General features: G+C 61.9%; 18 protein-coding genes and 1 pseudogene. 13 read left to right on the top strand and 6 right to left on the bottom strand.

Translation table 11 applies throughout. The annotated features are described in order from the left end of the window. The first annotated feature begins 161 nt into the window (after positions 1-161). Together AC2444_RS31230 and AC2444_RS31225 are read left to right on the top strand one after the other, a co-directional pair. Complete coding sequence (locus AC2444_RS31230) at positions 162-2,876, top strand: ABC transporter ATP-binding protein (RefSeq protein ID WP_128449900.1); 2,715 nt, start codon at positions 162-164, stop codon at positions 2,874-2,876. A gap of 101 nt (positions 2,877-2,977) precedes the next feature. Further along, complete coding sequence (locus AC2444_RS31225) at positions 2,978-3,445, top strand: cyclic nucleotide-binding domain-containing protein (RefSeq protein WP_012763550.1); 468 nt, start codon at positions 2,978-2,980, stop codon at positions 3,443-3,445. A 157-nt stretch (positions 3,446-3,602) separates the two neighbouring features. On the opposite strand, the gene AC2444_RS31220 is transcribed toward AC2444_RS31225, so the two are convergent. Further along, positions 3,603-4,934, bottom strand: a complete 1,332-nt coding sequence (locus tag AC2444_RS31220) for an MFS transporter (RefSeq protein ID WP_003553508.1) — start codon at positions 4,932-4,934, stop codon at positions 3,603-3,605. 379 nt (positions 4,935-5,313) lie between these two features. Here AC2444_RS31220 and cyoA point away from each other — a divergent pair, with 379 nt between their 5' ends. Genes cyoA through AC2444_RS31195 form a run of 5 tightly spaced genes read left to right on the top strand, consistent with a single transcriptional unit; the run spans position 5,314 to position 10,356 of the window. Next, a complete protein-coding gene (gene cyoA, locus AC2444_RS31215) occupies positions 5,314-6,498 on the top strand; it encodes a ubiquinol oxidase subunit II (protein WP_128449899.1) in 1,185 nt (394 codons plus the stop codon). A gap of 42 nt (positions 6,499-6,540) precedes the next feature. Next, entirely contained in the window at positions 6,541-8,544 is a 2,004-nt protein-coding gene (gene cyoB / locus AC2444_RS31210) for a cytochrome o ubiquinol oxidase subunit I (RefSeq protein WP_128439092.1), read from the top strand. A gap of 5 nt (positions 8,545-8,549) precedes the next feature. Next, positions 8,550-9,170 carry a cytochrome o ubiquinol oxidase subunit III gene (gene cyoC / locus AC2444_RS31205; protein WP_025397699.1) on the top strand — a complete coding sequence of 207 codons (621 nt, stop codon included), beginning with the start codon at positions 8,550-8,552 and terminating at the stop codon, positions 9,168-9,170. Then, positions 9,167-9,568, top strand: a complete 402-nt coding sequence (gene cyoD / locus AC2444_RS31200) for a cytochrome o ubiquinol oxidase subunit IV (protein ID WP_012763555.1) — start codon at positions 9,167-9,169, stop codon at positions 9,566-9,568. Before cyoC ends, cyoD begins: the two co-directional genes overlap by 4 nt. Continuing rightward, positions 9,565-10,356: an SURF1 family protein gene (locus tag AC2444_RS31195; protein WP_128449898.1), complete on the top strand. Its 792-nt coding sequence runs from the start codon at positions 9,565-9,567 to the stop codon at positions 10,354-10,356. Before cyoD ends, AC2444_RS31195 begins: the two co-directional genes overlap by 4 nt. A 6-nt stretch (positions 10,357-10,362) precedes the next feature. Here AC2444_RS31195 and AC2444_RS31190 read toward each other — a convergent pair whose 3' ends face one another. The 3 genes from AC2444_RS31190 to AC2444_RS31180 all read right to left on the bottom strand — a co-directional run bounded on the left by AC2444_RS31190 (position 10,363) and on the right by AC2444_RS31180 (position 14,736). Beyond that, complete coding sequence (locus AC2444_RS31190; RefSeq protein ID WP_128449897.1) at positions 10,363-12,291, bottom strand: hybrid sensor histidine kinase/response regulator; 1,929 nt, start codon at positions 12,289-12,291, stop codon at positions 10,363-10,365. A gap of 68 nt (positions 12,292-12,359) precedes the next feature. Continuing rightward, the gene (locus tag AC2444_RS31185; RefSeq protein ID WP_128449896.1) at positions 12,360-13,766 is read right to left on the bottom strand and encodes an FAD/NAD(P)-binding protein; all 1,407 of its coding nucleotides are present in this window, start codon (positions 13,764-13,766) and stop codon (positions 12,360-12,362) included. A gap of 352 nt (positions 13,767-14,118) precedes the next feature. Continuing rightward, positions 14,119-14,736, bottom strand: a complete 618-nt coding sequence (locus tag AC2444_RS31180; RefSeq protein ID WP_003553487.1) for a flavodoxin family protein — start codon at positions 14,734-14,736, stop codon at positions 14,119-14,121. 122 nt (positions 14,737-14,858) lie between these two features. Between AC2444_RS31180 and AC2444_RS31175 the strand changes: the two genes are divergently transcribed. The 5 genes and pseudogenes from AC2444_RS31175 (at position 14,859) to AC2444_RS31155 (ending at position 20,743) form a co-directional block, all read left to right on the top strand. After that, positions 14,859-16,820, top strand: a complete 1,962-nt coding sequence (locus AC2444_RS31175) for an ABC transporter ATP-binding protein (RefSeq protein WP_206615939.1) — start codon at positions 14,859-14,861, stop codon at positions 16,818-16,820. A gap of 91 nt (positions 16,821-16,911) precedes the next feature. Beyond that, on the top strand, positions 16,912-18,810 hold the full coding sequence (locus AC2444_RS31170; RefSeq protein WP_128407040.1) for an ABC transporter ATP-binding protein: 1,899 nt from the start codon (positions 16,912-16,914) through the stop codon (positions 18,808-18,810). A 208-nt stretch (positions 18,811-19,018) separates the two neighbouring features. Beyond that, the gene (locus tag AC2444_RS31165; RefSeq protein WP_128449895.1) at positions 19,019-19,336 is read left to right on the top strand and encodes a hypothetical protein; all 318 of its coding nucleotides are present in this window, start codon (positions 19,019-19,021) and stop codon (positions 19,334-19,336) included. Positions 19,337-19,429: 93 nt separating this feature from the next. Then, positions 19,430-19,628 (top strand): annotated as a pseudogene (locus AC2444_RS31160) (substrate-binding domain-containing protein); the annotation flags it as partial. 77 nt (positions 19,629-19,705) lie between these two features. Next, complete coding sequence (locus tag AC2444_RS31155) at positions 19,706-20,743, top strand: LacI family DNA-binding transcriptional regulator (RefSeq protein WP_128439097.1); 1,038 nt, start codon at positions 19,706-19,708, stop codon at positions 20,741-20,743. Between the two features lie 33 nt (positions 20,744-20,776). Here AC2444_RS31155 and AC2444_RS31150 read toward each other — a convergent pair whose 3' ends face one another. Both AC2444_RS31150 and AC2444_RS31145 read right to left on the bottom strand, forming a co-directional pair. Beyond that, positions 20,777-22,069: an MFS transporter gene (locus AC2444_RS31150; protein WP_128449894.1), complete on the bottom strand. Its 1,293-nt coding sequence runs from the start codon at positions 22,067-22,069 to the stop codon at positions 20,777-20,779. A 141-nt stretch (positions 22,070-22,210) separates the two neighbouring features. Then, a complete protein-coding gene (locus AC2444_RS31145; RefSeq protein WP_128439099.1) occupies positions 22,211-23,410 on the bottom strand; it encodes a multidrug effflux MFS transporter in 1,200 nt (399 codons plus the stop codon). 283 nt (positions 23,411-23,693) lie between these two features. Here AC2444_RS31145 and AC2444_RS31140 point away from each other — a divergent pair, with 283 nt between their 5' ends. Further along, the gene (locus AC2444_RS31140) at positions 23,694-24,434 is read left to right on the top strand and encodes a TetR/AcrR family transcriptional regulator (RefSeq protein WP_041935813.1); all 741 of its coding nucleotides are present in this window, start codon (positions 23,694-23,696) and stop codon (positions 24,432-24,434) included. Positions 24,435-24,445 lie beyond the last annotated feature (11 nt).

Here is a 24,445-nt window from a genome sequence, read left to right as displayed (position 1 = left end):
GCAATGTTCCGGCGAGAATCGGCACTTTTGCAGCCGGTCCTTTCGGCCTGTTTTCATTGCGATATCGGCGGTCCGGCTGCATGATCCTGTCCTTAGAATTCCTCCCCGTCCCGGCGCCCGGATCGCGCCCCCGGAATTTCCCAGCAAGCTGACGGTTAGCCATGGAAAAAAGCCTCGCCCGCTACATCTGGAAGAACACGCGGCTGCAGCAGCTGTGGATTCTGGCTGTCGTCGCCGCCTCGATGGTGCCCTACTTCCTGTCCTTCGACCTGCCGAAGCAGATCGTCAACGGACCGATCCAGGGTGACGGCTTCGAGGGCCCGGGCGCCACGCAGACCTTCATGCATATTGCCTACGACCTGCCTCTGATCGGCCATGTCGAATTCTTTCAAGGGTTGCAGCTCAACCGCTTCCAGATGTTGATGGCCCTCAGCCTGGTGTTTCTGGCGCTGGTGGTGCTGAACGGCCTCTTCAAATTCTACATCAACACCTATAAGGGCCGGCTCGGCGAGCGCATGCTGCGCCGTATCCGCTTCGAGCTGATCGACCGGGTGCTGCGTTTTCCGCCCATTCACTTCAAGCGGGTAAAATCGGCCGAAATCGCCACCATGATCAAGGACGAGGTGGAGCCGATGGGCGGCTTCACCGGTGATGCCTTCGTCTCCCCTGCCCTTCTCGGCGGCCAGGCGGTCACGGCGCTCGCCTTCATCATCGTCCAGAATTTCTGGCTCGGCATGATCGCCGCCGGCATCGTCGGCGTGCAGGCGATCGTCATTCCGCGCATGCGCAAGCGCCTGCTCGAACTCGGCCGCCAGCGGCAGCTGACGGCGCGCGAGCTCTCCGGTCGCGTCGGCGAAATCGTCGAGGGCATCGGCACGATCCACGGCAACGACACATCCAACCTCGAACGCGCCGATATCGCCTCGCGGCTCGGCCGGATCTTCTCGATCCGCTACGACCTTTACCAGTGGAAGTTCCTGGTGAAGTTCATCAACAATTTCCTCGCCCAGGTCACGCCTTTCCTGTTTTACGCCATCGGCGGCTATCTGGCGCTGCAGGGCCGGCTCGACATCGGCCAGCTCGTCGCCGTCATATCAGCCTATAAGGACCTGCCCGGTCCGCTGAAGGAACTGATCGATTGGGACCAGATGCGCCAGGACGTGCAGGTGAAGTACCAGCAGGTCTACGAGCAGTTCAATATCGAGCCGCTGATCGACAGCCGCATTCAGCAACTCGCAACCGCCCCGGTCGGCGCGCTGACGGGCGCGTTCGTGGTCACCAACCTGTCGCTCTCCGACGACAGCGGCGCCCGTCTCGTCGACCACGTCTCCGTCGAGATCAAGCCGAACGAGACGGTGGCGATCGTCGGGCCGAACGGTAGCGGCGCGGAAGCCTTCGCCGAAGCGCTCGGCCGCATGGTCTGGCCGGACTCCGGCCGCATCACCATCGACGGCCGCGATCTCCTCGAGATGCCGGAATCGATCACCGGCCGGCGCATCTCCTATGCCTCGTCCGACACCTTCTTCTTCCACGGCACGCTCGCCAGCAATCTGCTCTACGGCCTGAAACATGCGCCGATGACCGATCCCGTTTACGACGAGCGGGAAGCGCTGGAGTATAAATGGCATTCCGCCGAGGCGGAGAAGGCCGGCAACCCGACGCTCGACCTCAACAGCGACTGGGTGGACTACAAGGCCGCCGGCGCCAGCGGCCCCGAGGACATTCTAAAAGCGATCCGCCCGGTGCTCGACGCCGTGCTGATCTCGCAGGACATCCTCGACCTGGCGCTGCGCTCGACCGTCAACACCGACGTGCATGTGGCGCTCGGCGAGCACGTCGTGGCGCTGCGCGCCTCGCTCAGGGACCGGCTGCGCGACGAGGGGCTCGACACCATCGTCGTGCCTTTCGATTTCGACGCCTATAACGCCCAGGCGACGGTCGGCGAGAACCTGCTCTTCGGCACGATGAAACGGCCTTTGATGACCAACCGCAGGCTTGCCGCGCATCCCTATTTCCAGCAGCTCTTCCGTGAGACCGGGCTTAGCACCGATCTCTACGACATGGGCCTCGAGATCGCCGAGAACGCGGTGGAACTCTTCCACGACCTGCCGCCGGACCATCCTTTCTTCCAGCAGCTGACCTTCATGACGGCCGACGACATTCCGACCTACCAGGCGCTGCTGCAGAAGCTGCAAAGCCGCCGCTTCGAGGACGCCACGCCCGAGGAGCGTTCGGCCATCATCCGGCTGAGTTTTGCCTATATCGAGCCGCGCCACCGCTTCGGCTTGCTGACGAACGAGCTGATGGACAAGATCGTCAGCGCCCGCAAGCAGTTCCACGAGCATATTCCGGCCGATCTCGCCGAGCTGATCGAGCGCTACGACGCCGAGCGTTTCACCCCGTCGGCAAGCCTGATGGACAATGTGCTGTTCGGCCGTATCGCCTATCAGCAGGCCGACGCCTCCGACCGCCTCCGCGCCATCATGGGCGAACTCTTCGACGCGCTCGATCTTTATGACGACGTGCTGTCGATCGGCCTCGAATTCGACGTCGGCTCCGGCGGCAAACGGCTGACGATGGTGCAGCGGCAGAAGCTGAACCTGGCCCGCGCGCTGTTGAAGCGCTCGGATTATTTCATCTTCAACCGGCCGCTGTCGGCGCTCGACCAGCGCGTTCAGGATCAGATCACCCGCAACATCATCGAGAACCTGCACGAGGAAGGCCATCGGCCGGCGATCATCTGGGTGCTCTCCAATGCCCGGCTGGCGGAGATGTTCGACCGGATCCTGCTCTTCGACCGCGGCGGATTGGCGGAAGCCGGAAACTTTCCGGAACTTTCCGAGAAAAACGGGATGTTCAAGGAACTGTTATCGTAATATTCTATAGGGGCGGCGATGGTGGGTGTTCCCGATGGGAACGCCTCGGAGTTTGAAGATGCCTGGTCCCGTGGGACCTGCGTCAGGGGATTGAAACGCTCATGCTGTTGAGAGACGAAGTCGAAATGCTGCGAAGGGTGCCGATCTTTTCAAGGATCGCGCCAGCAAAGCTCAAGCTTTTGGCCTTTACCTCCGATCGCATGACCTACAAGGCCGGACAGGACCTCTTCCATCAGGGCGATGTCGGTGATGCCGCCTATGTCATCCTCACGGGTACGGCCGATATCGTCGTCGCCTCGCCGGCGGGCGAGATCAAGGTCGCTGACGTCGAACCCAATTCCATCGTTGGCGAAATCGCCATTCTCTGCGATGTCTCGCGCACGGCAACGGTGCGCGCCACCTCGCCGCTCGAAGTGCTGCGCATCAGCAAGGAGCACTTTCTGAAGCTGCTCAGCGATTTTCCGGAGATGGCCGTGGAAATCATGCGGGTGCTGGCCGACCGCCTGAACCACACCACGGCGGAACTGACCGCGGCCCGGGCGGCGAAACAGCCGCAAATGGCGCAGTAAAAACGCATTCAGCGTTTCGGCGGCCATTGCTGGATGACGACGGACCAGCCGCCGGTCTTGCATTAATTATAGATTGCAATGCATTCAATAATAGAACCGCGCTGCCCGAAAACGAAAGCCTGCATGGTTTTCCATGCAGGCCGGTATGCAAGTCCGTCTATTCGCGCTGTTCCAGTGCCCTGCTGAAGGCGAGGGCTGCAAGCGTGCAGATGGCGCCGGACAGCAGGTAGTAGCCGACGAAGGTCAGGCCGAAGCGGCTGGAAAGGCTGAGCGCCACTAGCGGCGCGAAACCGGCGCCGATCAACCAGGCAAGATCCGAGGTGAAGGCTGCACCCGTATAGCGATAGCCGCGGCCAAAGCGGGACGAGATCGAGCCCGTCGCCTGGCCGAAGGAAAGGCCGAGCACGCCGAAGCCGATGATGACGAAAGCGTCATGGCCACTATTGCCGGATGCAATCAGGCTCGGCCCGATAAAGCTGAAGACGGCGATGATGACGGCGCAGATGGCAAGCTGGGCGCGCCGGCCGATACGGTCGGCGATCAGGCCCGAGGCGATGATGGTGATGATGCCGACCGCGGCGCCGACCACCTGCACCACCATGAAGGCGCCGATCGGCTGGTTGCCGTAAAGGCTCATCCAGCCGAGCGGGAAGATGGTGACGAGGTGGAACATGGCAAAACTCGCGAGCGGCACGAAGGCGCCGATCAGGATGTCGCGGCCGTGAACGCGTAGCACATCGAGGATAGGGGCTGCTTCCAGCTCGTGTTGTTCCAGCAGCGTGCCGAATTCCTTGGTCATGACGAGGCGCAACCGCGCAAACAGCGCCACGACGTTGATCGCGAAGGCGACGAAGAAGGGATACCGCCAGCCCCAGGAGAGGAAATCCTCACTGGAAAGATTGGCGACGAAATAACCGAACAGGGTGCTGGCCAGTGCAAAGCCGATCGGCGCGCCGAGCTGCGGGATCATCGCATACCAGCCGCGGTGCTTGGCCGGCGCGTTGAGCGCAAGCAGCGAGGCAAGGCCGTCCCAGGCGCCGCCGAGCGCGAAGCCCTGGCCGAGACGGAAAAGCGCCAGCAATGCGATCGACCAGGCGCCGATCTCCTCGTAACCCGGCAGGAAGGCGATCGAGGCTGTGGAGCCGCCGAGCAGGAAGAGCGCGATCGTCAGCTTGGTGCCACGGCCGTACAGCCGGTCGATCGTCATGAAGACGACGGAGCCGACGGGGCGGGCCAGGAAGGCCAGCGAGAAGATGGCGAAGGAATAGAGCGTACCCGTCAGCCTGTCCGGCGCGAAGGGGAAGATCAGCTGTGGAAAGACCAGGACCGAAGCGAGGCCGTAAACGAAGAAATCGAAGAATTCCGACATGCGGCCGATCACCACGCCGATGGCGATACTACCAGGCGAAACCGGTTTGTCGTCGTGAATGCGCCGCGCGTCGCGTTCCAGCGACGACGACGATGGTCCATAATTCGATGTTGTAGCCATAAAACGCCTCCCTCGTTGAAGCGCTTTCGGCAAGGCGCCTCAGCCTGATCTTGATCAAACCCGCAGGCTTATCAAGTCCGTAAGACGCAAATAGTTCATCATGGCGGCTCAAAATGAGGCGTGGGCGGAAAAAATAGCGTGATCCGACCGGCGATTTTCGGATGGGAACGCTGGCATGGCCGGCTCTGGCGGATATATTGATTGAAACATGCGCTCGCCAAAGAATCCTTCTTGAATTCATCAGGATTTCAAAGCTGTAGTGCAACACGATTTATGCCGCGATGCGGCATGCTTGCTGCACTGCGACCAAACACCTCATGTCGCTATCAGGTCCAGTGCGTTAGTCGCGGAACGAACGAAACAACAAGAGCTTAGAGACGTGCTAAAACTCGTGAAGTTTTCCCGCCTTCTATCCGCCTTGCCGCTGCTTTTCCTGGCAGGATGCAACATGGTGGTCATGGCGCCATCAGGCGACATCGCCGCGCAACAGCGCGATCTCATCGTCATCTCGACGGTGCTGATGCTTTTGATCATCATCCCGGTGATCTTCCTGACGCTGTTCTTCGCCTGGCGCTACCGCCGCTCCAATACGGCCGCCACCTACGCGCCGGAATGGCACCATTCGACCCGCCTCGAAATCGTGATCTGGGCGGCGCCGCTGGCGATCATCATCGCGCTCGGCGCCGTGACCTGGATTTCCACCCATAAGCTCGATCCCTACCGCCCGCTCGACCGCCTCGATGCGGAGCGCGCCATTCCGGCCGATGCCAAGCCGTTGAACGTCGAGGTCGTGGCGCTCGACTGGAAGTGGCTGTTCTTCTATCCCGATCTCGGCATCGCCACCGTCAACGAACTCGCCGCCCCGGTCGACATGCCGATCAATTTCAAGATCACTGCCTCCTCGGTGATGAATTCCTTCTATATCCCTGCCCTGGCCGGCCAGATCTATGCGATGCCCGGCATGGAGACGAAGCTGCACGCCGTCATCAACAAGCAAGGCGAATATGAGGGCTTCTCCGCCAATTACAGCGGAAGCGGCTTCTCGCACATGCGCTTCAAGTTCCACGGCCTTACCCAAGAGGGCTTTGACGCCTGGGTGGCGCAGGTCAAGCAGCAGGGCACGATGCTCAACCGCGACGCCTATCTGAAGCTCGAGAAGCCGAGCGAAAAGGAGCCGGTGCGTTATTATGCCGGCGCCGATGCCGACCTCTACAATGCCATCCTCAACATGTGCGCCGCTCCGGGCAAGATGTGCATGAACGAGATGATGCATATCGACATGATGGGCGGCGGCGGCAAGGAAAGTGCCGAGAACCGCGAGAAGCTGCGATACGACGACCGTCATGCCGACGAAGGCATCGTGGCGCCCGCCGCCACCGTGCCGGCGACCGGGGCTCCGGCACGCAGCGAGCCCGCCGAGCGGACCGACGGCAACAGCATGCAGCACGACATGCCCGGCATGCCTAGCACGCCCGGAATGGACATGCAGCACGAGGGTCATTCCATGCCCGGCATGAGCAATGGCGCCGATCCGGCGCCGGCGCAGCTCAACAATAACAATTAACCTGGCGCTTTGCGTCGCAAGACATAATGAACGGGTTGTTCCATGTTTTCCAATCCTGACCTCCTGAAGTTCGTCTTCGGCCGGTTGACCCTCGATGCCATCCCCTATCACGAGCCGATCCTGGTCGTGACCTTCATCGGCGTCGTCATCGGCGCCCTCGCGGTGCTCGGCATCATCACCTATTTCAAGTTCTGGGGTCCGCTCTGGCGCGACTGGATCTGCAGCGTCGATCACAAGAAGATCGGCATCATGTATGTGATCCTCGCCGTCATCATGCTGTTGCGCGGCTTCTCCGACGCGATCTTGATGCGCATCCAGCAGGCGATCGCCTTCAACGGTTCGGAGGGCTATTTGCCGCCGCACCATTACGACCAGGTCTTCACCGCCCACGGTGTCATCATGATCTTCTTCGTGGCGATGCCCTTCGTCACCGGTTTGATGAACTTCGTGGTGCCGCTGCAGATCGGCGCGCGCGACGTCTCGTTCCCCTTCCTCAACAACTTCTCGTTCTGGATGACCACCGCCGGCGCGATCATCATCATGCTGTCGCTGTTCATCGGCGAATTCGCCCAGACCGGCTGGCTCGCCTACCCGCCGCTGTCGGGGGCGGCCTACAGTCCGGGCGTCGGCGTCGACTATTATATCTGGGGTCTGCAGGTGGCCGGTGTGGGAACGACGCTTTCGGGCATCAACCTGATCGCCACCATCGTCAAGATGCGCGCTCCGGGCATGACCTTCATGAAGATGCCGGTCTTCACCTGGACGGCACTTTGCACCAACGTGCTCATCGTCGCCTCCTTCCCGATCCTGACGGCAACGCTCGCCCTCCTGTCACTCGACCGCTATGCCGGGACGAACTTCTTTACCAACGACCTTGGCGGCAATCCGATGATGTACATCAACCTCATCTGGATCTGGGGCCATCCGGAAGTCTATATCCTCGTGCTGCCGGCCTTCGGCATCTTCTCGGAAGTCGTCGCCACCTTCTCCGGCAAGCGCCTCTTCGGCTACGCCTCGATGGTCTACGCGACCTGCGTGATCATGATTCTGTCCTACATCGTCTGGCTGCACCACTTCTTCACCATGGGTTCGGGCGCCAGCGTCAACTCCTTCTTCGGCATCACCACGATGATCATCTCGATCCCGACAGGGGCGAAGATTTTCAACTGGCTCTTCACCATGTATCGCGGCCGCATCCGCTTTGAGGTGCCGATGCTGTGGACGGTCGGCTTCATGGTGACCTTCGTCATCGGCGGCATGACCGGCGTCATGCTTGCCGTGCCGCCGGCCGACTTCGTGCTGCACAATTCGCTGTTCCTCATCGCCCACTTCCACAACGTCATCATCGGCGGCGTTCTCTTCGGCATGTTCGCCGGCGTGAACTACTGGTTCCCGAAGGCCTTCGGCTTCAAGCTCGATCCCTTCTGGGGCAAGATGAGCTTCTGGTTCTGGCAGATCGGCTTCTGGTTCGCCTTCATGCCGCTCTACGTGCTCGGCCTGATGGGTGTCACCCGCCGCGTCAGCCAATTCGAGGACCCGTCGCTGCAGATCTGGTTCATCATCGCCGCCTTCGGCGTCGGCCTGATCGCGCTTGGCATCGCCGCCTTTCTCATCCAGATCGTCGTCAGCTTCATGAAACGCGAGGAATTGCGCGACGATAGCGGCGATCCCTGGGACGGCCGCACGCTGGAATGGTCGACATCCTCGCCGCCGCCGGATTACAACTTCGCCTTCACGCCTGTCGTGCACGATCATGACAGCTGGTACGACATGAAGAACCGTGGTTATGCGCGTCCGCTGGAAGGCTTCCGGCCGATCCATATGCCGAAGAATACCGGCACCGGCGCGATTCTGTCGGCCATCAGCGTCGCCCTCGCCTTCGGGCTGATCTGGTATATGTGGTGGCTGGTGGTCGTCTCCTTCGTCGCCATGCTGGTGGTCGCGATCGGTCATACCTTCAACTATGGACGCGATTTCCACATTCCCGCCGAAGAGGTGACCGAAACGGAAGGCAAGCGCACCGCGTTGCTTGCCGAGCAGGTGTGATGACCATGAGCGATCAGACTATCGACACGGCCGAAAAGCCTGAATTCTACCTGACGGAAGACCATCATCCTGAGAACAGCACCAATCTCGGCTTCTGGCTCTACCTGATGAGCGACTGCCTGATTTTCGCGGTGCTGTTTGCAACGCACGGCGTGCTCGGCCGCAACTATGCCGCCGGCCCGTCGCCCGCCGATCTCTTCGACCTGCCGATCGTTGCCCTCAACACCTCGATGCTGCTGTTTTCCTCGATCACCTACGGGTTTGCGATGCTGCAGATGGAGCGCAACGCCAAGGCGGAAACGCTGTTCTGGCTTGGTGTGACCGGCCTGTTCGGCGCGGCTTTCATCGGGCTCGAACTCTACGAGTTCATCCACCTGATCCACGAAGGCGCCGGACCGACGCGCAGCGCCTTCCTCTCCTCCTTCTTCACCCTGGTCGGCACGCACGGCCTGCATGTCACCTTCGGCATCATCTGGCTGATCACGCTGATGGTGCAGGTGTCGATGCACGGGTTGATCGAGGCCAACCGCCGCCGCCTGATGTGCCTTTCGATGTTCTGGCACTTCCTCGACGTCGTCTGGATCGGCGTCTTTTCCTTCGTCTATCTGCTGGGAGTTCTCGGATGAGTTCGCAAGCACCTGCCCACGAAGATGCCCACGAGGCTCATCACGGCCACAGCCACGGCCATCAGGCCGGCCATGGCACATTCCGCAGCTATATGACGGGCTTCGTGCTCTCCATCATCCTGACCGCCATTCCCTTCTGGCTGGTCATGTCAGGCGTCTTTGAAAGCCCGGCGGTGACGGCGGTGCTGGTGATGGGCCTCGGCGCGATCCAGATCGTCGTCCATATGGTCTTCTTCCTGCACATGAATACCAGGAGCGAGGGCGGCTGGACGATCATGGCGCTGATTTTCACCCTTATCATCGTTGCCATCGCGCTCTCCGGTTCGCTCTGGGTCATGCATCATCTCAACACCAACATGATGCCGATGAGCCCCGAGATGATGAAGAACATGCCGTGACGACGACGAAGGGGCGGCGGCAGCGTCACCCGCAGGCGTCCTCGGAAAAATCGGATCGACGGCGTCATCGGGCAAAACGTTCGATCTTCGCCGTCTGCCTGATACTGCTTGCTGCGGCACTCGCGGCACTCGGCACCTGGCAGGTCGAGCGGCTGGCCTGGAAACGCGACCTCGTCGCCCGCGTCGACCAGCGTGTGCATGCACCACCCGTGCCGGCACCGGCACGCGCCGACTGGAACAAGATCAATGCCGCTGATGACGAATACCGGCGGGTGACCGCCGCCGGGATGCTGGCGAACGACAAGGAAACACTGGTCTATGCCTCGACCGTGCTTGGGCCGGGCTATTGGGTCATGACGCCGCTGATGCTGACCGATGGCACATCGATCCTCGTCAATCGCGGCTTCGTGCCGACCGAGAGGCGCGACCCGGCCTCGCGACGCGAGGGCGAAGTGTCAGGCCCGGTCGAGATTACCGGGCTGATGCGGATGACGGAGCCGAAGGGATCGCTGCTCAAATCCAATGACGTCGCCACTGATCGCTGGTATTCGCGCGATGTCGCGGCGATCGCGCAAAAGCGCGGCGTCGGAACGGTCGCGCCCTATTTCATCGACGCTGATGCGACCGCCAACCCGGGAGGCCTGCCTGTCGGCGGCCTGACCGTCATCGCTTTCCCCAACAACCATCTCCTCTACGCGATCACCTGGTATGGGCTGGCGGCGATGGTGCTGGCATTGCTGGTGTTCATTCTTCGCGGCGAGAGGGCCACTCGCGTAAGGCAGCAGTGATCGTCCCTATGAAGCGACCCGGCTGATCGCCTCGGCGAGCTGCGCTTGCGAGAACGGCTTGCCGAGGCGTGGCAGATTGGCGATGCCGGCGCCTTCGGGGATTTCAGCGTAACCGGTAGCGAGGATGATCGGCATGTCGGGCCAATCCTTGCGGATCGCCTCAGCGAGCTGCGCGCCGGTCATGCGCGGCATGGCATGGTCGCAAATCACCAGGTCCACCTGCTGCTCGCGCAGGATGTCGAGCGCTTCGGGACCCGCCATCGCCTCGAACACGGTATGGCCGAGATCCTCCAGCATCAGCGTCGTATTCATCAGGACCAGACCATCGTCGTCGACGGCGACGATGCGTAGCCGGCGCGGCGCATTTTCCACCTGCTGCGGCCGCTCGGCAGCGGCCTCGGTCACCTGTTCGGCAAGCGCGACCGGGAACCACAATTCGGCCGTCGTGCCTTCGCCAAGGCTGCTCTTCATCATCAGGCGGCCACCGGACTGGGACGCAAGCCCCTGCACCATGGAAAGGCCGAGACCAGTGCCCTTGCCGACCCCCTTGGTGGTGAAGAACGGCGTGATTGCCTGCTCCAGCGTCTTGGCGTCCATGCCCTCGCCTTCATCGATCACCGCGATACGGACGTAGCGGCCAGGCGACAACGGTCCCTTGCCTGATGGCAGCGATTCCTCGGATGCGCGAAGCACAATCCGGCCGCCGGACGGCATGGCGTCGCGGGCGTTGACGACAAGGTTCAGGATCGCCATCTCCAGCTGGTTCGGATCGGTCACGATCGTCGGCAGCCTGACGGGGAAAGAAGTCTCGATCATGGTCAGGGGACCGAGCGAACGGCTCAGCATATCCATCATCCCGCGGACCAGACCGGAGACGTCGATCGGCTCCATGTGCAGTTCCTGGCGGCGGGAAAAGGCCAGCATGCGCTGCGTCAGCGCGGCACCGCGCTGGGCGCCCTGCATGGCATTATCAACAAGCGATGTCAGCGAGAGATCCTGCGGCATGCGTTTCTTGAGGATTTCAAGGCTGCCGAGAACGGCCATCAGCAGATTGTTGAAATCATGGGCGATACCACCGGTCAACTGACCGATCGCCTCCATCTTCTGCGACTGGAAGAGCTCTTCGCGCGCCTGCTCCAGTGCCCGCTGGGTCTCCATCTTCTCGGTGATATCGCGGGTGATCTTCGCAAAACCCAACACACCGCCTTCCTCGTCGCGGATGGCGTCGATGACGATGCTGGCCCAGAAACGGGTGCCGTCCTTGCGCACGCGCCAGCCTTCCCTCTCGAACCGGCCCTCGGCGCGCGCGATGCCGAGCGCGGTCTCCGGCAGACCGGCTTCGCGGTCTTCGGGAGTATAGAAGGTCGAGAAATGCTGACCGATGATTTCCTGCGGCCGATAGCCCTTGATCCGCTCGGCGCCGAAGTTCCAACTGCTGACATTGCCAACGGGATCGAGCATGTAGATCGCATAGTCCGAGACGCCCTGGACCAACCGGCGGAACTGTTCCTCGCTCTGGCGGATCGCGTTTTCGGCGGCCCGGCGTTCGGTCAGGTCGCGGGTGATCTTGGCATAGCCGATGAGCTCGCCGGAGGGACGGCGGATCGGATCGATGACCACATGCGCCCAGAAGCGGCTGCCATCCTTGCGCCGGCGCCAGCCTTCTCCCTCGAACCGGCCGTGCTCCTCGGCCGTGGCCAGCGCGCGCTGCGGTAGCCCCGCGGCACGGTCCTCTGGCAGATAGAAACGCGAAAAATGCTCGCCGAGAATTTCGGAAGGCTTGTAACCTTTGAAGCGCTGGGCGCCGGCGTTCCAGCTGGTGACGATGCCTTCGGGGCTCAGCATATAAATAGCGTAGTCGGTGATGGCATCGACCAAAAGGCGAAAGCGTCCCTCTTCGTCGAGAGACGTGTCATGTCGATCTAGCACTTCCATATGCCCCTCTGAGTCACCAGCGCTTAATAACGCAGCAGGGAGCGAATAGTTCCGAAGCAGCCCTAATTTTAAACGGCCTTGACCTGCGGGTAGAACCGCTCGCCAACGCGCTCGGCAGCGGCATAGGCCTGCGAGACGATCTCCGGCACAAGATCGATATCGGGCAGGCTGCCGAGGCCGAGCGGCCCGACGGCAAAGAGCCCGGCGACCGTCGAACCGTCATCGAGGAAGGGTTCGCCGCGCGCATTGACCGCGAGCCCGAGCGATAGCTCGTCCGGCATGGCGAGGCCGGCGGAAAGCAGGCTCTGCATCAACGGCGCTGAAAGGTCAGGCGCCTGGCAGCGGCAATCGATGATGCGCTCGGAATGGATGACCTCTTCTCCGGCGGAACCGGCCGGCGTGAAGAACAGGCCGCTCAGGCCCCGGCGGCCGGCCCGGCCGCGGCGCAGCACCGTGCGGCCTTCGGCGAGCTCGCGTTTCAGGCGCAGGTGCATGGCCTCCGGCAGGCGGTTGCGATGGCTGTCGTAGATTGCCCTGAGGTGGCGGTTGAATTGATGCTTGTCGCGGGCCGGCAGCGAGCGCCAAAGCGAGCGGGCATGTTTTCTGAGGCCGTTCATCACCGATTGCCAGCTTCGCCCGGCTTCCTCCGCCTCGCGACAGGCTTCACGGATGAAGCGGACGATCTCGGGCAGGCTCTGCGGCAGCGCTTCGGCCGGGAAGACCGGATCGGCGGAATTCGGCGTATGGCTCTGCGGCAGGAAGCCGCGCCGGGAAACGATCGTCACCTGGCCGGCATAACCGGAATCGCGCAGCTGCAGCAGCTGGTCGACGACGCGGATGCCGCTGCCGAGCAGCACCGCATGCGGCCGCGCGACAAGGCGCTGGGCCCTGACCGGCGAAGCGTCCTCACCGCCGGCATCCGGCGCCGTCAGCCCGTAGCCGGTGGCGAGGATGACGGTATCGAACAGCGGATTGGCGGGATTGGCGCTTTCGAGCAGGAAGCGGTTGCCGTGGCTCCTGCGGATCGCCACGACCGGATCGTTGCAGACCTGGACGGTGATGTCCCTGCGCGCGGCCAGTGCTTCCGAAAAGCGCTGGTAGACATAATCGCTGAAGATCTCCTTCGGCACGAAGATCTGCCGGAATCCGGGGATGGCGGCCGGCACGGCGGCGCGGAAAGCGGCGTTGCTGCAGAGCCAGTCGTTGAAATCGTCATTGTCGCCGACCGAGACCGAGAGATCGCGGACACGGGTGTTGAGAATCGTCGAGGAGCGGGCCGAGGCCAGCGCCTGCCCACCGCTGACCGACGAATTCGGATCGAACAGCTGGAGGTGGAAGGGGGCGCGCACTGTCTTCATCAATGCGATGGCCGTCATCATCCCGGAAAAGCCGCGCCCGACGATCGCAATGCGCGGCACGGCTGATATCTGCGCCGCCGCATTGGCTCTGGCGGAAAAAAGTCCCTGAACCGTCATCGCAACTCCTTTGCGGCTTCATCCGCACCCTGGGTCGATCGAGGTTTCAACGCATAAAACAGTGGTTCACGCGTTGATGAGGTTCATGCGGCCATTCACAACACCTGCCGCGGCATCGGGCTCCGAACCAGCGGCCCCGCAACGAAACTAGGGGAGCAAGCACGCTCGTCCATAGTCTATCAAACTGGTAGTGTATGAAAGCGCTAAATGGCGCAGGTGGCAAGAGGTTTGTTGCCACTTATCTGCAAGATATTGAAATAAAACATAATTTAGACGTATTCCGTGGAAGCTCGGTCGACCTGTGCTCCCCGAGCCGGGAATTGAACTTAAAAATGTCAGCTCCGCAGCGGCCTCAACTGCCCTCGCCCGGATATTGTCTTGCCTTCAGCAGGCCCGCCAGATGCGCCGTGTTGCGGGCCAGCATGTCGACGGCATTGGTCACGACCTTCGGCACCTTGTCGAGATCGACGAAATTGGTGGACCCCATCGCCTCGCCAACCCAATAGGCGACCGCATTGGCCGGAATGGTGAAACCGACGTCGTTCAGCGCCTGGAAAAGCTCGGCCGACACATGATGGGCGCCGTCCTCATTGCCGACGACGGCAACCGTCGCGACCTTGCCATAGGAGACCATGCGGCCCTCATCGTCCGTCTCCTCGAGGAAGGCGTCCATGCGCTCCAGCGCCCGCTTGCAGACACTGGATGGCTGACCGAGCCAGATCGGCGTCGCCATCAGCAGGATATCGGCGGAGAGCACCTTGGCGCGAATATCAGGCCAGTCATCGCCGGCGCCCTCGTCGGAGGTGACGCCCGGCTTGACGTTGAAATCGGCGAGGCGAAGCACTTCGGTCACGACGCCGTGAGCGGACATCGCCTTGTCGATCAGACCGATCATCCGGTCGGTCGAGGACGCGTCCTTGGCGTCGCTGGTCTTCAGCGTGGCGTTGAGGGCGAGGGCTTTGAGCGGCATGGCTCTCTCCGGTAGCGGTCGGCGGTTGGCGTTCGCCTGCTGCAACCCGTTCGCGCGCAGATTGTTCCCGCCCGGATGCGAGGCGACCTCACGTAAAAATAACCAACTGGTGAATTCTTTACTTGAACCCCCAAATGGAATCGGCAAAAGTGAAGATGCTATCAATCCCTTCATGGATTTGCCGTCTTTTCGGGCCAGCGTCCGACCACACATCTATTGGAAAAAATACCGTGAGCAGCGATGCGTTAACACGCGCGACGAAGCCTTCGGCTTCGATGGCGCTTGCAACTGCGGCAGGCTGGGGCCGAGGCCTCTTCACATTGGTGCGTATCACCATGATGGCCTTCCGCCACCCGTGGCAATCCGGCTTCGCGATCGGCGCCACGCTTGTCGCCTCGACCTTCCAGCTGATGATCCCGCGCCTTCTCGGCCACGCCGTCGACCACACGCAGATGGCGATGACCGGCGGTGCCGCGGGCCAGGCGGCACAGGACGCGCTTTTGACCACGGCGCTGCTGCTGCTTGGCGCCAGCGTGCTGCGCGGCCTCTTCACCATGGTCCAGAACTATTACAGCGAAGCCGTCGGCCATCACATCGGCTACGAATTGCGGCTGGCCTGCTACGAGAAGATCCAGCGACTTTCTTTCAGCTTTCATGACACCGTGCATTCCGGCGACCTGATCACCGTCGGCCTGCTCGATCTCGAAGGCGTGCGCATGTACTTTTCCACCGCACTCGTCCGGATGATCCTGCTGTCGATCCTGATCGGCATCGGCGCCTATATGCTCTTGTCGACCGATATCCTGCTCGGCCTGCTGGCGATGAGTTTCGTGCCCTTTGTCGGCTGGCGCTCGTCGGTGACGCAGCTCAAGCTGCGCGCCACCTGGCTCGACCTGCAGGAGCGGCTTTCGGTGCTGACCCGCATCATGGAGGAAAATCTCGGCGGCATCCGCGTCGTGCGCGCCTTTGCCGCCCACCAACACGAAATTTCGAAGTTCGAGGCCGCATCGAAGAGCGCGCTGGCACTCGCCCATCAGCGCGTCGGCATCCGCGTCACCAACACCAGCGCCATGACCCTCTCCTTCTTCGCGGCGATGGGCCTGGTTCTGTGGGTCGGCGGCGGCAAGGTGATGTCGGGCGAAATCACCGTCGGCACGCTGGCCTCGTTCCTGACCTTCATGACCATCCTACAGATGCCGGTGCGCCAGCTCGGTCTGATGGTCAATGCTTTTGCCCGCGCCTCCACCTGCGGCTCGCGCCTCTTTGCCCTGCTCGACCTCGACGTCGCGATCAAGGATGCGCCGGATGCCAAGGAGCTGAACCTTACCGACGGCGTGCTGCGCTTCGAAAACGTCAGCTTCGCCTATCCGGGTTCTGAACAGCGCACCGTTCTTGACGATGTCTCCTTCGAAGCCAGGCGCGGCCAGACGATCGGCATCGTCGGGCCTCCGGGCAGCGGCAAGTCGACCATTGCCCATCTTATCCCCCGCTTTTACGACGTCAGCGGCGGCAAGATCACCATCGACGGCCAGGACATCCGCAAGGCGACGCTGCAATCGCTGCGCCGGGCGGTTGCCGTCGTGCAGCAGGATTCCTTCCTGTTCACCACGACGATCGAAAACAATATCGCCTATGGCGACCCGTGGGCGAAGGAAGGCCGGATCGAACGCGCCAGCGAAAGCGCCCAGCTGCACAATTACGTGCTCGGCCTTCCGACAGGTTACGGCACCGTCGTCGGCGAGCGCGGCGTTTCGCTGTCGGGCGGCCAGCGGCAGCGTCTTTCGATCGCCCGCGCGCTGATGCTGAAACCGGCAGTGATGATATTCGACGATTCGACGGCGGCAATCGATGCGGCCACCGAGCAGCGCATTCGCGGCGCCATGCGCCGCTACGCCGCCGACCGCGTGACGATCATCGTCGCTCACCGCCTGAGTTCGCTGATGCATGCCGACCAGATCCTGTTCGTCGAAGACGGCCGGATCGTCGAGCGCGGCACGCATGAGGCGCTGCTGTCGCTCGGCGGGCGCTACAAGGCGCTTTACGAGCTACAGGTGCGACCGGGCGACGAGGTCTTGAGCGCCTAGCAGGAACTCCCTTCTTCTGCCCACCGGGGAGAAGAGCGGACAAGCAATGACTATGCAGGTCACCGGACGTGATGGCCGCGGGAGGAATGGCATGGCCGAGGAACTGGAAACCGAGCGTCCCGACGTTCGCGAGGATGGACGCCGCCCGCCGCGGGCGGTGGTCGGTTCGCATCGCGTCGAGGAGGAGATGTTCGGCAAGGCCTTCGACGGCAATATCGTCAAACGCATCTGGGGTTTCGTTCACCCCTATCGCCGCCAGGTCGTGTGGTCGGTCGTTGCCGTTTTGACCTTCACAATGATGCAGCTCACCATCCCGCTGATCATTCGCTATGCCATCGACCACGGCATGTCCCCGGGCGGCAACCACTCGGCGCTGGCCTGGTCGATCGTCGCTTTTTCCATCGCCATATCAATCAATTATGCAGCGAGCTACGCGCAGGAGACGCTGGTCGGCGGCGTGGCGGAGGACGTGCTCTTCGATATCCGCAAGGCGATGTTTTCGCATCTTCAGCACGTCTCGCTCTCCTTCATGGACAAGACCGAAGTGGGCCGGCTGATGTCGCGGCTGCAGGGCGACGTCAACTCGATGCAGGAATTCCTCGAAACCTCGGTGCTGTCAGTCGGCGACATCGTGCTGCTCTTCGGCATCGTCTTCGTCATGCTCTATCTCGATTTCAAATTGGGGCTGCTGACGCTCTCGGTGCTGCCGGTACTGTTTATCGTCCGGCTGTTCTGGCTGCCGCTGGCGCGCAAATCCTTCATGGCCGCGCACGAGACCAATTCGATTGCCGCCGGCGCCCTCGCCGAAGCGATCCACGGTGTGCGTGCGGTCCAAAGCATGGACAGGCAGGGCGTCAACTTCACGCTTTACGACGACAAGGCGCATGCCAACTTGCAGACGCATCTGACGGCGGCGCGCTATGCGCAGGTGATGGTGCCGATCGTCGACAGCCTGACCGGCGTGGCGATGGCGCTCGTCATCGTCGTCGGCGGCGCCCGCGTCCTCAATCAGGCGCTCGATGTCGGCGTGCTCGTCGCCTTCCTGTTCTACATCCAGCGCTTCTTCGACCCGATCCGTTCGCTGACCCTGCAATATTCGGTGATGCAGCGCGCCATGGCGTCTGGCCAGCGGTTGACCGAAGTGCTCGACGTACCTGTCGACATCAAGGACGCGCCCGATGCCAAGGCCTTGTCGCGCGACATGGACGGCTCGGTGGAATTCAAGGATGTCGTCTTCGGCTACAATCCGAAACATCCGGTGCTGAAGCATGTCAGCTTCAAGGTCAATCCCGGCGAGACGGTGGCATTGGTCGGCCCGACAGGGTCCGGCAAGTCGAGCTGCATGTCGCTGATCCATCGCTTTTACGACGTGCAGCAGGGCCAGGTGCTGGTCGGCGGCGACGATGTGCGTCATCTGACGCAGGATTCGCTCGGAGCGCAGATTGCCATGGTGCTGCAGGAACCCTTCCTCTTTACCGGCACCGTTTTCGAAAACATCCGCTACCACAAGCTGGAGGCGACGCGCGAGCAGGTGATCGAGGCGGCAAAGGCCGTCGGCGCGCATGACTTCGTGATGCGCCTGCCCGATGGTTACGACAGCGTTCTCGGCGAGCGCGGCGGCAACCTTTCGCTCGGCCAGCGCCAGCTGTTGAGCTTTGCCCGCGCATTGGTGGCGGACGCAAAGATCCTCGTGCTCGACGAGGCGACGGCCAATATCGACAGCTATACCGAAATGCTGATCCAGAAGGCGCTGGTGAAGCTGCTCGAAAACCGCACCGGCCTCGTCATCGCCCATCGGCTTGCGACGATCCGCGAGGCGGACCGCATCATCGTGCTGCAGAACGGCGAAGTCATCGAAAGCGGCAACCACCGCCAGCTGATGAAGAACGGCAAACTCTATTCCAAGCTCTACAATCTGAACTACTCCTCCTTCGACGACATTCCCGAAGACGTGCTGGAAGAGACGACGGCAGCGGAATCGGCGACCTAGCGCATCGTGCTTTCCGACAATCGGAGCCGATTTTCGGAAAGCACGATACGAGGATTGAAAGTGTTAGAGCGTCGTTTGTGCTGCCGTAAAGACGCCCGGCGCTCTCGTTTAGGGCGTGCATTAATGCCTGTCGCAAAGTTTGAACGAACCAACGCGTTGCTGCCGCATTTCTCTCTTATCTGGGGCGAGTGCCACTGAGGAGAATGTCATGAAAAGAGTTATTAGCAGCCTGTTGGTCGCGACGGCCCTTGTTGGATCGGCTATTCAGCCTGCTGCCGCACGCGATCACCGTCATCACGACAATACTGGCCGAATCATCGCCGGCGGCGTTGCCGCAGGCGTCGTCGGCGGCCTGATCGGCGGCGCAATCGCCAATGGCGGCCCTCGCTACGTTGACGAAGGCCCTCGTTATGTGGAGAGCCCCCGCTATGTCGAACCCCAGCCGAGATGCTGGTATGAGGACCGCGACGTCCGCAACCGCTATGACGGCGGCTATCACGCCGAAACCGTGCGGGTCTGCGAGTAAACACGGGAACGTTGATCCGATCTCTCGGCCGAGGTTGCCTCCCGCAGCCTCGGCTTTTTTCTGCAAAAAATTACGGCCGGCATGCGGTCTGTTGTCATCCTGATCCGCTTCGACGACGTGCCGGAATCCTCCTGGGTGAGCTATCAGCTGCCCACCTTCCGCCAGGATCCGCTGGCCATGGCACAGCGCGCCTTCGAGCTGATGGAGCGACGGCTTGAAAACCCGGGCTTGCCCGCGGGTTGCGAACGCGTCATTTCCGCAGCTCGTGATCCGCCAGAGCTTCAGACCTTGACCCTCCCACGGCTTTTCGCAGGCGCCATCCTGTGGCAAGAAGGGTTGACGCGTGACCCGGGAGGAAGATCGACGCAGATGAAGGGTATCCGCCAGCTCGCCGAGCATCTCGACATTTCGATCGGAACGGTGTCCCGTGCGCTGAACGGCAAGCCCGACGTCAACGACGAAACGCGCCGGCGCGTGCTCGCGGCCGCCGAGGAACTCGGTTACGTCGCCAACCAATCGGGCCGCAGCCTTCGCCAGGGCACGACCAACGTCATCGGGCTGATGCTCGAAGTGAGCCGCGAGACGGTCGAAAACAGCGACGACTTCTTCCTTGGCGTCACTGACGGCCTGCAGAGGGTGTTTTCCCGCCACAAGCTCGATCTCGTCATGCTGCCCTGCCCCGATGACGAGGACCCGCATGAATATCTGAAGCGCATGGTGGCGCGCCGGCTTGTCGACGCGCTGATCATCTCCGCGACACGACGCACCGACCGGCGCATCGAGCTTCTGGAAAAGGCCCGCATCCCCTTCGTGGCGCTTGGCCGCAGCGCGTCGGGCGGCAGCTACACCTGGATGGATCTCGATTTCGAGGGCGTGGCGACGCGCGGTGTCGACCGGCTGGTCGCCAAAGGGCACCGGCGGATCGCCGTGGCTGTCCCCTCCTCCGACATCAATCTCGGCTATCTCTTCCTCGACGCCTACCGCCAGGCACTGCAACGGCACGGCATCCCCTTCGACCCGGCCCTCGTCATCCGGGTCAAGTCGAGCGAACAGGGCGGTTATCAGGCCGGCCATGAATTGCTGATGATCGGAGAGCGGCCAACCGCGATCATCCTGATCCACGAACTGATGGCGATCGGGCTTTACCGCCGGCTTGCCGAGGCCGGTGTCGTGCCCGGCCGTGACCTCGCCGTGGTCGGTTTCCGCGAGGAGCCGCGCACGCTTTTCCTGCAGCCGACGCTGACATCCTTTCGCATGTCGCTGCGCGATCTTGGTGCGCAGCTCGGCGAAACCCTGCTCGCCACCATGCCGGCCTATGCCGATCATTATCCGCAGGGCGCCCGCAACAGGATCTGGCCGCTGGAACTCGTTCCAGGCGAAAGCGACGCTTTCATGCTGACGACCTGATGCCCGTCGCGTAGGTAGTTTTGGGTGTTTGCATCAAACCCGGCTCGCAGCTGCCGAATGCTCCCTGTGCGACAGCTGACGCGTGACGACGAAGACCAAGAGGGCTCCGACAGCCAGGCAGGCGGCCAGGAAGAACATCGGCGCGATCGTGCTGCCGCTTGCTTCCTTGATCCAGGGCACGACGTTCTGGGCGACGAAACCGCCAAGATTTCCGACCGAATTGATGGCGGCAAGGCCCGCCGCAGCCCCCGCGCCCTTGAGGAAGCGTGAAGGCAGGCTCCAGAACACCGGCTGGGGCGCAAAGATCCCGGCTGCGGCAACGCAGAGGAAGGCGAATTGCAAAGTGTGGTTCGGGATCAGCGCCGAAAGCAGCAGGCAGGCGGCGCCGATGAAGGCCGGAATGACGATATAGGGCGTCTTCGATTGCGCCTTGTCGGCCATGGTGGGAACGACATAGAGCGCGATCGCGACCAGCACCCAGGGAATGATGTTGAGGAAGCCGTTCACCGTGTTGCTGACGCCGAAAGCCTTGACGATGGTCGGCAGCCAATAGCTGAGGCCATAGGCCGAAAGCGGAAAGGCGATATAGCAGAGCGCCATCAGCAGGACACGCGGGTCGATGAGCGCCTTGAAGCCGTTTCCGGCGTGCTCGCCCATGCCGGCATTTTCGGAAGCGAGCCTTCGTTCGAGCCAATCCTTCTCCTCGCCGCTCAGGAAGCTTGCGTTTTCAGGCCGGCCAGGAAGATAGAAGAAGGTGACGATGCCGGCGATCACAGCCGGAACGCCCGTGGCCAGGAAGACCCACTCCCAGCCGGCAAAACCGTAGAGACCGTCGAGATCGAGCAGCACGCCGCCGAGCGGCGCACCGACGGCATTGGCGATGGCACTGAAGATCATGAACAGCCCGACCATCCTGCCGCGATAGGCCGAGGGAAACCACAGCGTCAGCAGATAGAGGACGCCCGGAAAGAAGCCGGCTTCGCAGACACCAAGCAGAAAGCGCAGGATATAGAACATCGTCGCATTCTGCGTGAAGGCGAGCGCGATAGTAACGATGCCCCACGAGACCAGAATGCGCGCGAACCAGACACGGGCGCCGAGCTTGTCGAGGAAGAGGTTGCTCGGCACCTCGAAGAGAAAGTAGCCGATGAAGAACAGCGAAGCGCCGAGACCATAGGCATATTCGCTCATTCCGAGAGCATCGACCATCTGCAGCTTGGCGAAACTGACGTTCTGCCGATCGATATAGGCGATGAGATAGAGAATGCCGAGAAACGGCATCAGCTTCCAGGTGATTTTCGAGATCAGCCGCTTCTCGTCGACCATAAGTATCCTCCGGTATGACCATGCTTCGTCACGGCGTAGATAGAGCGGCCAGCCGATAATCAATTGCGCGTTGCATTTTCTCGGGGGCCGCGACCGGATCATATGGCCGCACCCGGACACCGGGTGCGGCCTGGCTTCAGATCATTCAGCTGGGGCGACGGCGGTGCGGCGGCCGATCGTTGCCTGGGTCAGCACGAAGGCTGCGAAGGCGCAGAGCGCGATGCCGGCGGCCATCGGAACGGCTGTGCCGTCGAAGAAGACGCTCGATATGACCATGGCGACGGCGGCGATCACGAAATGCAGCGTGCCCATCAGCGACGAGGCGGTGCCGGCGATCTCGCCGTGATCCTCAAGGGCGAGCACCGCGCTCGTCGGGATGACGAGGCCGAGGAAGCCGTAGCCGATGAACAGGAAGGTCGCCAGGACAGGCAACTGGTTGAAGCCGGCAGCCATCACCACCGCCATGACGACCATGGCAAGGGCAAAAACGCTGACCGCAATGCGCATGACGCGGACGAGGCCGAAACGCTCGCCGAGCCAGCCCGTCGCCTGCGATACCGCAAAGAAGGAGACGGCATTGATTGAGAAGGCGAAACTGTATTGCGTCGGCGTCAACCCGTAATGCTGGATCAGCACGAAGGGCGAGTTGGCGAGATAGACCAGGAAGCTCGAAATGCCGAGGCCGCCGATGAAGGTCAGCGTCAGGAAGTTGCGGTCGCCAAGCAGCAGGCGGTAGGCAGCCATGGCGCTCTTCAGCCCGCTGCCGCTGCGTTCGGTCGCCGAACGGGTTTCGTCAAGCTGGGTGGCGAGCAGCACGAGGCCGATGAAGGCGGCGATGGTCACGGCCCAGAATACGCCGCGCCAGCCGTAAAACTCTATGACGGCGCTGCCCGTCAGCGGCGCCAGGATCGGCGAAATCGAAAAGACCAGCATCAAAAGCGACATCAGGCGGGCGGCCTGGACGCCGGTATGCATGTCGCGGACAATGGCGCGCGGAATGACCATGCCGGCGGCACCGCCGATACCCTGAACGAAACGGAAGGCGATCAGCGTTTCGATATCGGTCGCCAGCGCGCAGCCGATCGAGGCGACGGAAAAGAGGCCGATGCCGAGATAGAGCGGTAGCTTGCGGCCCCACATGTCCGACAGCGGACCATAGACCAACTGGGCGAGCGCAAAGGAGATGAAGAAGGCGAGAAGAGTGAGCTGGGTGACGTTGTTATCGGCATGCAGGTCCTGGCCGATGGACGGCAGCGCAGGCAGATACATATCGATGGCAAAAGGCCCGATGGCCGACAGAAGGCCGAGAATGAGGGCAATGCGAAAGAAGGGAGCCGTCATAATGGTGATCTTTCATAAAAGCGCAGCGGAGATACCGGATCGTCGCTCCGCGGCATTGGCTCTTAAAGCGGCGTGCGTCCTCTCGGACGCACAAGGACGCTCTGACACTTTAAGTCTACGCATCAAGTCTACGCATCGTGCTTTCCTAAAATCGGTTCCGATTTTCGGGCCGATGCGGGTTCAATGATGATCGTTCGCGCGAAGACGAAGTTGGGAGCTCATATCTCAGCGGCGGAACCAGGAGTGTCAAAAAATTTGGACACAGATGTAAAATTAGACGCCATTGTCTAAAACGTCAAGACGTCTTATCTTCGCTCTCATGAAAGAACGCATGACACCGGCAGTCCGAATGACGGGGCATACGCAGCGCGGACAATGCGCCAAGCGCATGTCGATCCTCGATGCCGCGGCAGACGTATTCTGCCGCCAGGGCTTTGCCGGCGCCAGCATTGACGAGATCGCCGCCGTCGCCTGCGTGTCCCGCCAGACGATCTACAATCACTATCGCGAGAAGGAAACGCTGTTCGTCGCCGTCGTCGAAGACGTCATGAACCGCGCCAACGCCATGCTCTTCTCGGTGCTGTCGACCTTTCCTGAGCGCGCCGACAATCTCGAAGACGAGCTGACGGCCTTCGCCGTGCGCCTCAACAAGAACTGCATCTGCAACCACGACGGAAAGTTCCTGCGCAAGCTGGTGCAGACCGAAGGCGAGCGATATCCGCACCTCTTCGAAAGCTGGCGCCAGCAGGGGCCGGGCAAGCTGACCACCGCGCTGTCAGCACTTTTCGGGCGGCTTGCCCATAAGGGGACGCTCGCCATCGACGATTTCGACGTCGCCGCGCGGCAGTTCGTGGCGCTCGGCAATGCCGATCTGCAGATGATGATCCTTCTCGGCGGCACACCCACCGACGAAGAACTGGAGAAGGCGGCGCGCAACGCCGTCCATACCTTTCTCAAAGCCTATGGCAAGCCGGAGGCGGAAAAGGCCGGCCAACCGCCGCAGCTCGCAGCCATATCCGGCTGATCAGGCCCTTG

This window comes from Rhizobium sp. WSM1328, assembly GCF_057653715.1.
The sequence above is the reverse complement of the archived record's forward strand: the minus strand, read 5'-3'. Positions and strand labels throughout refer to the sequence as shown.